Annotated in this window: 8 protein-coding genes and 1 pseudogene; 2 read left to right on the top strand and 7 right to left on the bottom strand. The window is 30.9% G+C overall.

Going from position 1 to position 10,687, the window contains the following annotated elements:
• Positions 1-96: 96 nt before the first annotated feature.
• The 5 genes from B3M86_RS03190 to B3M86_RS03210 all read right to left on the bottom strand — a co-directional run bounded on the left by B3M86_RS03190 (position 97) and on the right by B3M86_RS03210 (position 4,109).
• Positions 97-924 carry a 5'-nucleotidase, lipoprotein e(P4) family gene (locus tag B3M86_RS03190; RefSeq protein WP_291076830.1) on the bottom strand — a complete coding sequence of 276 codons (828 nt, stop codon included), beginning with the start codon at positions 922-924 and terminating at the stop codon, positions 97-99.
• 56 nt (positions 925-980) lie between these two features.
• On the bottom strand, positions 981-1,532 hold the full coding sequence (locus B3M86_RS03195; protein ID WP_219035068.1) for a hypothetical protein: 552 nt from the start codon (positions 1,530-1,532) through the stop codon (positions 981-983).
• A gap of 58 nt (positions 1,533-1,590) precedes the next feature.
• Complete coding sequence (locus B3M86_RS03200) at positions 1,591-1,797, bottom strand: hypothetical protein (RefSeq protein WP_125350324.1); 207 nt, start codon at positions 1,795-1,797, stop codon at positions 1,591-1,593.
• A gap of 237 nt (positions 1,798-2,034) precedes the next feature.
• Positions 2,035-2,610 carry an acyl-CoA thioesterase gene (locus B3M86_RS03205; RefSeq protein ID WP_376741545.1) on the bottom strand — a complete coding sequence of 192 codons (576 nt, stop codon included), beginning with the start codon at positions 2,608-2,610 and terminating at the stop codon, positions 2,035-2,037.
• Positions 2,607-4,109, bottom strand: coding sequence for a GH3 family domain-containing protein (locus tag B3M86_RS03210; protein WP_125350326.1), 1,503 nt, complete (start codon positions 4,107-4,109; stop codon positions 2,607-2,609). Before B3M86_RS03210 ends, B3M86_RS03205 begins: the two co-directional genes overlap by 4 nt.
• A 349-nt stretch (positions 4,110-4,458) precedes the next feature.
• On the opposite strand from B3M86_RS03210, the gene B3M86_RS03215 reads away from it, so the two are divergent.
• Together B3M86_RS03215 and B3M86_RS03220 are read left to right on the top strand one after the other, a co-directional pair.
• The gene (locus B3M86_RS03215; RefSeq protein WP_291049244.1) at positions 4,459-6,789 is read left to right on the top strand and encodes a tetratricopeptide repeat protein; all 2,331 of its coding nucleotides are present in this window, start codon (positions 4,459-4,461) and stop codon (positions 6,787-6,789) included.
• A gap of 21 nt (positions 6,790-6,810) precedes the next feature.
• A pseudogene (locus B3M86_RS03220) lies at positions 6,811-8,073 on the top strand (DUF3472 domain-containing protein).
• A 57-nt stretch (positions 8,074-8,130) separates the two neighbouring features.
• Here B3M86_RS03220 and B3M86_RS03225 read toward each other — a convergent pair.
• Both B3M86_RS03225 and B3M86_RS03230 read right to left on the bottom strand, forming a co-directional pair.
• Positions 8,131-9,147 (bottom strand): PTS transporter subunit IIC, encoded by a 1,017-nt coding sequence (locus B3M86_RS03225; RefSeq protein WP_125350329.1) that lies wholly within the window; start codon positions 9,145-9,147, stop codon positions 8,131-8,133.
• 37 nt (positions 9,148-9,184) lie between these two features.
• Positions 9,185-10,600, bottom strand: a complete 1,416-nt coding sequence (locus B3M86_RS03230) for a DUF4932 domain-containing protein (RefSeq protein ID WP_291049241.1) — start codon at positions 10,598-10,600, stop codon at positions 9,185-9,187.
• Between the last annotated feature and the right edge of the window lie 87 nt (positions 10,601-10,687).

The following is a 10,687-nucleotide window of genomic DNA, read 5'->3' on the forward strand; positions in this document are numbered from 1 at the left end:
AAACATGTTAAATGTATTTAAAATTTAATTTCTCACTTTTTTATAAATCAAAAAAAAACTGTCCGATTAAGACAGTTTTCATTGTGTATTTATTCTTTATTTCACAGGAGTTTCTCTCGCAGCTTCGTATATAATCGAATCTCTTTGCTCTTGCGTCAAGTCATATTTGTAATCAAATATTGCAGATTCCCAATCTCCATATCCAACATTCGGCAATACAATAAATCGTTTTCCAAATTCAGATTTTAAAGTTTCTACAGCTGCCGCTCTTTCTTTTTCAGATTTATGATTATCAAATAAAGAAGAAAAATCTGTTAAACTATCTCCTAACAATAAAACAATGTCATAATCTTTCGAAATATTTTGACGACGTGCTTCTTTGCTACTTTCTTTACTTCTCAAAATCAAATTCTGAGCACTTTGAATTGGATAATTGTATTTTTCTAAATTTGCCAAAGTTCCAGGACGCTCTACTTCGTATCGATTTGTAACGTAAAAAATCTGAACACCTTTACTCGCTGCATACTGAAAAAACTCTTGAGAACCAGCCAAAGGAGTTGCAATTCCTTTCGACGTCCAATTTGCCCAAGTTTCTTGCGACCACGTTTTTCCTTGACGCGCCATTTCTACTGCATAGTACGAATTATCCAAAAAAGTTTCGTCAATATCCGTTACAATCGCTAAAGGTTTTGCGCCTTTTATCGCAATTGCTTCATCCAATCTCATTTTAGCAACATTATAAGCTTGCTGGCTTAAGGCTTGATATTCAGCAGCACGTTGTTGAAAAAATGCAGCATAAATTTTACCATCAACTTGTAAACTTTTTTGCTGAACTGGTTGTTGTTCAGTAACTATTTTTGGTGTTTGACAAGCTGTTAATCCAAAAAGCATCAAGCTTCCAAGCATCAATTGTATATGTTTCATATCTCTAAATTCTGAAATGCAAAATTAAGCCTTACAATTCAAATCAAAAAATCAGATTACTGAATGTATTTAATCGATTCGAAAGTTGTTTGATGAAAATAGTTTTTAAACTGATGATGTTCTCCATTAATTTCTATATCAATTTCCAGATAATCGTTTTGATTAAAATGAATTAAATCTGTTTCGAAAAAATAAATATTTCGGATAACGTGAGAATCAGGTAAAATGGTATTTTTCAATAAAATATCATTTGTCCCCATTGCCAATTCTCCATAAAATGTAACATCAGCTTTGATTTTTTTTTGAGAAAAATTTGAATAAAAATCAGCTTCAACGATATTTATACGAACTGTTTTTTCGGTATTATTTTGAATAGAAATTAAGAATTCTAATGTATTTTTTTTCTTTGTTACCGAATCTATTTTTACTTGAAATTCTGAAATTTGTTGATTAGAATCATCAATCAAATCATCATTTTTTTCAATTTTTAAAAACGATATTTTTGGTTCTTCTTCTTTCGGAAGTGGTTTTTCAATTGGAACTGTTTTTAATTTTTTGTAAATAACAAACAGCACTAACAATACAAGTAAAATGAATAAATATTTCATTTTACAAATTTAGAAATTAAATCGTTTTTCTGATTTCGAAAAAATGATTTGTTTCGTTTTAGACAATTTTTTTTCTGAAACGAAAAGCACAAAAAGCTAAAACAAATACACTTCCTGCTACAGCAAAACTAATAGGATTTGAAGATTTAGAGCTATTTTCAGTAAAATTTGTTTGTATTAATTGACTATTTAAACCAGAAGATTGAGCAAATGAAATAGTTGTACTTGCAATGAATAGTAATAAAAATTTGAAGAGAGTTTTCATAATAATGAATTAAATAAAAAGTTTGGTTTTGATATTAAGAATCGATAAAACAAATACAATGCCTAATTTTCTTAAAATTAAATAATTTGCAATTTAGTAATGCCACTCAAATTCAATAATCAATTTTTTGGAGCATAACAATTAGGAGATAAAATATAAACTATTTATCAAAACCCTATAAACAAAATAACTCAATTCATTTTCAGAATTGAGTTATTTATTAATGATGTAAAAACTTTAATCTAGTTCTATTTTCACGAAATGATTGTCCAATAAATGATCAATTAAATCTTGCGATTTATAATCAATCGGATCTTTTATTTGTTCTTTTGCTTTTGTATGTTCTTCAATTCGATGCAAAGCTTTATAAAAGCGTCGAACTTCGTTCAGATTCTTCAAAATTAATTTTGGAGCTTCTGCTTTTTCACCATTTTCTTCTTTGCATATCATCGTAAAATAAGACGAATTACAATGTTTAATTTCACTTGTTTGGATATTTTGACTTTCTACTCGAATTCCTACGACGATTGACGTTCTTCCGACATAGTTTACCGATGCTTTTAGCGTTAATAATTCTCCTACTTCTACTGGCGTTAAGAAATCTACTCTATCCACAGACGCCGTAACACAGTATTTTCCAGAATATTTGGAAGCACATGCGAATGCAATTTGATCGAGTAGAGAAAGAATGAATCCACCGTGTATTTTTCCACTAAAATTGGAATGTGACGGAAGCATTAATTGCGAAAAAGTTACCAATGAACTTTTTACCGTTTTGTAAATCATTTTATCTATTGTTGTGTGTGTGTTCAATTTGTAGTAATTAAGTTTAGACTGTAAAATTCATCTGCAATTTCGCGATTATTAGACAAACGAGGAACTTTATTTTGTCCACCTAATTTCCCTATCGATTTCATATAATGCTGAAAACCTTCTGTTTTAACTTCAGAAACGACAAGCGGACGCAAGATATTTCCCGTAATCAAATCATCGTAATACGTATTTTGGCGACGCATTTGTGTATCTAATTCTTGATTAAAAATAGTTATATCTTGTGGTTTTTGATCAAATTCTATTAACCATTCGTGATATGGCAAACCTTCTGCTGGATTAACTTGAGGCGCAACTGTAAACTCATTTACACTCGCTGGATATTTTTCTAAAGTTTTTTGCAACGCCTGTTCCACTTCGTGACCAATTACATGCTCACCAAAAGCAGATGTATAATGTTTAATTCGACCAGAAACAACAATTCTATAAGGTTTTATCGAAGTAAAACGAACTGTGTCACCAATATTATATCCCCACAAACCTGCGTTTGTATTGAGAATTAGAACATAATCTTTTCCTACTTCAACATCTTTCAATGAAATTCGGGTTGGATTTTCATCAAAAAACTCTTCAACTGGAACAAATTCATAAAAAATTCCATTATTCAATAAAAGTAATAAATCATCATTTTTTTGAGAATCTTGATACGCAATAAACCCTTCTGAAGCTGGATATGTCTGAATACAATCTATTTTTCGACCAATTAGTTGATTCACTTTATCGCGATAAGGTTCATAATTTACACCTCCTGTTACCATTAGTTGTAAATTCTTAAAAATCGACTGAACGTTTTCTTTTTCAGAAACTTTAATCAATCGTTCAAAATACATAATCAACCAAGGCGGAATCCCAGAAATCAGCGTCATATCAGCTTTCACCGTTTCATCCACTACCCTATCCACTTTTGTTTCCCAATCTTCAATCACATTTGTTTCATAAGATGGTAAACGATTTTTTTGCAAATAATTTGGAACAAAATGTGCGCTAATTCCAGAAAGTCGACCTACTTTCAATCCATTTTTCTCTTCAAGAATTGGACTTCCTTGTAAGAAAATCATTTTTCCGTCAACAAAATTAGAATTCTTTGTTTCATTAATATAAAACAATAAAGCATTTCGAGCAGAATTTATATGAGATGGAACAGATTCTTTTGTAAGCGGAATATATTTGGCTCCAGAAGTAGTTCCTGAAGTTTTAGCTAAATAAAGAGGTTTTCCAGGCCACAGAATATCAGGTTTCCCTTCAATTACTTCATCAAAATAATGTTTCAAACCTTCATAATCATTGATTGGAATTTGCGATTTGAAATCTTCATAATTTTTGATTGATTCAAAATGATGATCAACTCCAAACTTTGTATTTTTTGCAGCAATAATCAATTCATTTAGAATTTTGTCTTGTGTTTCTAGCGGATTATTTATCCACTTTTGTTCTTTGTTGACAATGTATTTTGCAAAAATTTTCGCTAAAAAAGCTTTCATGCTGTTCCTTTAAAACATTATTATTGGTCGAATTTAAACGAATATTCTAAATAATTTAACAACAATTGCAATGATTTTTCTTAGTCAAATCACTAATTACATTAAAGCTAAAACGTTAGCTATCATTTTATAATCATCCCGTAAAAAGTCGCTTCTCTATTATTTCTATTCCACATAAAATTATCTTATTTTTTCGAAGGATACAAGATTTTTTCTAATCGAACGTTTTATTGTAGATTTGTTTTTATTCGCTATCATGAAAAAGATTGTACTGAGTATCTTCGCCGCAAGTTTTTTAATCGGCTGTTCTACGCAAAAAAATAGTTTCAAAAACCGACAATATCACAAGATGACATCGTGGTTTAATGGAGTATTCAATGCTGAGGATGAGTTAGAAAAAAAGAACACAGAACTACAAACAAATTATGTAGAAAATTACTCGAAGATTTTACCTGTTGGAATAGAATATTTTTCTGTTTCGGACTCTGCTAATTTAGGTGAATTTAATACGCCCAATTTTGGTATTGGAAGTGGAAATCGAAATAATCAAGATAAAGTAGAAAAACCTGTTGGATTTGCTGCTGTAGAGGCAAAAGCTTCGAAAGCAATCGAAAAACATTCGATGTTAATTAAAGGAAAAGAAAATAATCCTTTGATGGGTCGCGCTTATTTATTGATTGGAAAATCATTATTTTATCAAAAAAAATACTTTGAAGCGCTTGATGCTTTAAACTATGTTGTCAAAAATTTCAAAGATTCTAAATACGCGCAAGAAGCGCATGTTTACAAAACTGTTGCCGAAATAAAAGGTGGAAATTACTTTGATGGAATCGAAACTTTACAAAAACTTTACGAAAACGATCCGTATAAAAGTAAAGAATTAAAAACAATGATTGCGCGTACCTATGCTCAATTTTTAATTGATCAAAAAAAGTACGAAGAAGCACTTGATCCATTGCAAAAAGCCGAATATTTTTCTACAAATAAAGATGAACGAGTTCGAATATTTTATACGTTAGGACAAGTTTTTTCTAAATTAGGAAAACAACAAGAAGCTGGTGAAGCTTTCACGCAAGTTTATAAAATGAAGCCTGGATTTGATATGGAAATCAAATCGCAGTTGGCGATTGCAGCTAATTTTGATCCAAAAATTAATAATTACGGAAATTACAAGCAAAACTTGTTGGACATCTCGAATAAAGGAATTTATGCATCGAAGAAAAACGAGTTATATTACGGAATTTCTGAAATGGCTTTTCGAGCTGACAAAATGGATGATGCTGTAGAATATGCAAAATTGAGTTTGAAGGAACCAATGTCTGATCCTTATATTCGTGGGCGCGCTTTCGAAAATTATGGTGATATAAAGTTCAAGCAAAACGATTATGTTTACGCATCGGCTTATTATGATTCGGCACAAACAAGTTATAATTTGCCAGAAGATCAAACGCGTATTCAGAAACGAAATGATGTTTTGAAAAAATTGATGGAAAAACATTATTTAGTTCAGAAAAATGATTCAATTCTAAAACTTGCTGCACTTCCAAAAGAAGATCAATCAAAATTCTTCACAGATTATATTGAAAAATTAAAGAAAAAAGAAGAAAAGCAAGCTATAGAAGAGCAAAAAGAAATGGAAACTTTTCAGTTAGAGAATAAAACAGCAAGTTTTACGACGAGTTTCAATAATGCTGATAAAGGAAAATTCTATTTCTATAATCAAAATTTAAAATCGACTGGACAGCAAGAATTCCAACGTATTTGGGGAGGAATTTCGTTGAAAGATAATTGGAGAAATTCGAATGCGATAAGTACTGTAATTGAGGACAAACAGAATGAATTGACAGGGCAAATTGCTGCTGGCGATCCAAGACGTTTTGAACTTGATTATTATTTAGATCAAATTCCAACTTCTCAAAAAGCATTGAATGAGTTGAAAGTTGTGAGAGATACAACGCAATTGTCTTTAGGTACTGGATATTTTGATATTTTCAATAACTCAGAATTAGCTGGAAAAGAGTTGAAAGCCTTGGTTGCTTCGCCTCCAAAATCGGAAGATGTGTTATTAAAAGCGACTTATCAATTGTATCGTATTTATAAAAATCGTGATCAAAAATTAGAAGATGAATACAAAAATATCATTCTAACAAAATATCCAAATACGATTTATGCAGGTTATATTCTTAATCCAGAAGTTGAATACATCACTGCTGAAACAAAAGAAGCTTTAGAAGCCTACAAAGTTGCATACACGTTGTATCAAGATAAAAAATATGATGACGTAAAGAAAAAAGTACAAGAAGCAATTGTGAAATTTCCGACAGAAATTATCGTTGCTAAATTTGCTTTATTAAATGCTTATGCAATCAAACAAACTGGAAAAGATAGCGATTTTGAGCAAGCTTTAGAAATTGTAGTTACCGCTTATGACGGAACTGAAGAAGCTAAGCAAGCAAAACGTTTGTTGGATAAATTGCGTAACACCAACCGAAAAACTACTGAAAATCAAAAGATTGAAGAAAACCAACCACAAATTAATGCTGTAGATAGATCACCTACACAAATCATTGAAAAAGAAATAAATCAACCGAAGAATAACAATGATGATAAAAATGTTCTTAAAAAAACTGTAAAAGAATCAAATACAGTTAGTCTTGAAGGAGGGGATACGAATTATTAAAATATAAATTAAATTAACACCATGAAAACAATTCATTACATCTTATTCTCTCTTTCCGTTTTGGTTGGAGGAAATGTAATCGCACAACAAACAAAAACTTATGACATTCCTTTGGTTGGAAATGCTTTTGAAGTCGGTCATAAAGAAGGATCATCTTCTACAGTTACAAAAGTGAATGCTTTAATTTCTCCACAAACTAAAAATGTAACAAAAACGTATTTCAAAGTTTTAGGAACTGGAAATGTTAATATTCAATTAAAGGGTGAAGCTAAAAATGACGCTCAATTAAATGTTGGTTTCAATAAAAAAACAAAAAAATACAATTGGAAATCTACTGATAAAACTATTTCTGTAGGTACATTCGCTATTTCAAAACCGGGTTATGTTTCTGTTGATTTAAGCGGATTGAAAGGCGAAATCCCTATTACAGATTTGATAGTTAGTGGAACTGCAGTAGACAACGGAATTATTTATAGCAACGATCCGCAGTACTATTATTGGGCGAGACGTGGACCTTCTTGCCATTTGGCTTACGAAATCCCTACAGAGAAAAATGTTTCATATTACTACAATGAAATCGTTGTACCAAAAGACGCTGATATAATTGGTTCTTATTATATGGCAAACGGTTTTGGAGAAGGATATTTCGGAATTCAAGCTAATTCACAAACGGAAAGACGTATTTTGTTTTCAGTTTGGAGTCCTTTCGTAACTGATGACCCAAAAAGTATTCCTGATGATGAAAAAATCGTTTTGTTAAAGAAAGGAGACAATGTGAAAACAGGAGAATTCGGTAACGAAGGTTCTGGTGGACAAAGTTATATGAAATACAATTGGAAAGCCGATACAACGTATAAATTCTTATTGAAAGGTGTTCCAAATGGTGATAATTCGACAACTTATACAGCTTGGTTTTTTATGCCAGAAACGAATAATTGGCAAATCATCGCAAGCTTTAAACGCCCTAATACAAATACATACCTAAAAAGATTTCACTCTTTCCTATAAAATTTTATGCCAACACAAGGTTACTTAACTAGAAAAGTAAACTTCAACAATCAATGGGTTTATGATGGAGAATGGAAAAAAGTAAATGGAGCAAAATTAACTGTTGATGCAACTTATAAAGCAAATCAACGTATTGATGCAACTGGAGGAACAACATCTACTGGATATTTCTTGAAGATGGGAGGCTTTTTTAATGAAATTGAACAACCTGGAACAGCTTTCAAGTTTGATAACAAACAAACTGCACCACAAATTGATTTTTCGAAATTACAATAATCAATATTGTATAAACTAAATAAAAAATCGGTTGGAATTATCCAACCGATTTTTTATTTACCTCAACTTCATATCACCATCTTTTATCCAGTTTTTCTTTTTCATGAAAATGTAAATTAAATATGAAATAATTGCTGGAGCAATGATTTGCAAAATTAATATTGAAGTTAAAATATATGAAGTATCATATTTAGATTTCATAGCATTGAAAGTTCCTATTTGTCCAACCAAACCACAAGAACCCATCCCCGATTCTAGAGCTGTATTTTCCATATTGAAATAAATAATTGCAATTGGACCTATAATCGCTGAAGCTAAAGTTGGTGGAATCCAAATTTTCCAATTTTTATAAATGTTCGGAACCTGTAACATACTTGTCCCTAATCCTTGTGCTAAAACACCTTTCAAACCATTATCCTTAAAACTGATTGTAGCAAATCCAATCATTTGTGCACAACAACCTATTGTTGCAGCTCCAGCTGCTGAACCGTCTAATTCTAACATTAGACACAAAGCAGCTGATGAAATTGGTAAAGTCAAAACCATACCGACAATTACAGCAATTACAACTCCCATTATCAAAGGATTAGAATCGGTTGAAAATATAATTATTTCACCAATCCATTTCATCATTTGTTGAACAGAAGGACCAATGATTTGTGCTAAGATTACTCCAACCAAAACAGTAATAATCGGTGTAATTACAATATCTATACGTGTTTCGCCTGCTACCATTTTTCCCACTTCAACCGCTACAATTGTCGCTATAAAAACACCTAAAGGTCCACCTAATTGATATGCTGCAATTCCTATAACTGCTGACGAAAATAACACCAATTGAGGTGCTCGTAAACTATAAGCAATAGCCAATGCTATCGCAGGTCCTGTCGCTTGATTCGCAACTGGCCAAACAATATCAGTTAAAAAAGAAATATCTAACTCTTCACCAATAGTTTTCAAAATTGTACCAACCAATAAAGTCGCAAATAAACCATAAGCCATTGCGCCCATTGCATCGATAAAATATCGTTTTGCAGAAATTTGTATATCTTTTTTGAGTAGGAAATTTTTCATGTTTGAAATTAAAAAAATCTATTATTTGTATAAAAAACTAATCTATTTCATTCTCTTTTTTACACCAATCAAGCATATATTCATATAAATCAGTCATATTAATTGATGGATTTTCTTTGTACTTTGCAAGCATTACTTGATTAAAATCTGTAAATTTCGCAAAACCTCTCATATTACTCATCATTCCATTCAATTCTGGCAAATATTTATCCAAATCTGTTTTGCTATAATTATCATGAACATATAATATATAAACAGCAAAAGTCATGTATTCGTTAAAAACCTTGTAAGGTGATTCATACATATCAGTTATTGTAGGTTTCGCCCACTTTTTACGATTTGACAATGCTTCATTGATTTGTTTCACATATTTATCAGAAACAGGATTTACATAATTATGATCGATTTCAGTAAATACAACACGTGATTCTAACAATTCATTTTGCGTAGGAGTCAATTTTGAATCAAAATCTGCACGAGCAATGAACATAATAGTTTGTGTAAATCCGTTATCCTCAAAACGCGATGTAGAATGCGCTCCATAAATTAACGGCGAAAAATATACTGCGTATGAACCATAACCAAATCCGAACTTTTTATCCAACCAATTTTGCATTTTCTGAATTGGATTTAATTGATTATACCTTTGCAAAAGTTCTGTATAATACGGTTGGTTGTTCTTATAGAATACTCTAAAATTACTCACTTTTGCAAAATCTTGGAACACTTTTGCATCTTTCATCGGATCAAACGTATACCAGCCTTTTGCCATTTGACCTATGTTTCCATTATTTTTAATCTCTCCGTTTTTATCAAAATTATATGCACAAGCATTCATTTTCAAGGCATAATAATAGCGATAACTTGTATTAGAAAACATATTTCCTTTGTAATCCTCAATATACTGTAAATCTGTAATATATTTTTTAATCGTATCTATCGCAGGATGATTCAAATAAGGCTTAAAGTACTCTTTTACTTGTTTATAATATTCTGTTTTGGTGTCAAACATATTAATTTCTTTCTCAGCATCGGGATGCAAAGCCATTAAAATATTGACCAATTCACTCACTTCCGGAATCGCAACTTCAGTTTTTCCTTTATATTTATTGATATAATCTTTTGTAAAATTTACGTTAGGTGCAATTCCAATAATACGTTGATAAGCGGTATCTTTCTTATTCTGAATGATTAAAAAATCAATCGTTTCACCTTTTTTTAAATCAAAAGAAAGATTATTCTTTCCATCAGAATAAATCACTTCACTCTTTTCATTTGAAACTTCTGCCATAAAAACATCTGGCTTAATTTTAGAATTAATAGCCCAAGATTTGCTTGATATTTTACCATTTACTTTTATTTCAAGCATTTTTTCATTGGTATGTAAAACTTTTTGTGCAAAACTTGGCATTGCTAACAAGGTGAATAAAGCTACAATTACATTTTTTTTCATATTAGTTTATAAGTATTTTTAAAAGAAAACAACCCCATCAAAAGATGAGGCTGTTAAAGTATTATTAATTGTCCCGTCCTGAAATAG

The organism is Empedobacter sp. UBA6305, from assembly GCF_002440405.1.
Lineage (GTDB): Bacteria > Bacteroidota > Bacteroidia > Flavobacteriales > Weeksellaceae > Empedobacter > Empedobacter falsenii_B.

Coding starts and splice junctions, on each gene's coding strand:
- B3M86_RS03190 (WP_291076830.1), bottom strand. CDS start 924: ATGAAACATATACAATTGATGCTTGGAAGCTTGATGCTTTTTGGATTA.
- B3M86_RS03195 (WP_219035068.1), bottom strand. CDS start 1,532: ATGAAATATTTATTCATTTTACTTGTATTGTTAGTGCTGTTTGTTATT.
- B3M86_RS03200 (WP_125350324.1), bottom strand. CDS start 1,797: ATGAAAACTCTCTTCAAATTTTTATTACTATTCATTGCAAGTACAACT.
- B3M86_RS03210 (WP_125350326.1), bottom strand. CDS start 4,109: ATGAAAGCTTTTTTAGCGAAAATTTTTGCAAAATACATTGTCAACAAA.
- B3M86_RS03215 (WP_291049244.1), top strand. CDS start 4,459: ATGACATCGTGGTTTAATGGAGTATTCAATGCTGAGGATGAGTTAGAA.
- B3M86_RS03225 (WP_125350329.1), bottom strand. CDS start 9,147: ATGAAAAATTTCCTACTCAAAAAAGATATACAAATTTCTGCAAAACGA.
- B3M86_RS03230 (WP_291049241.1), bottom strand. CDS start 10,600: ATGAAAAAAAATGTAATTGTAGCTTTATTCACCTTGTTAGCAATGCCA.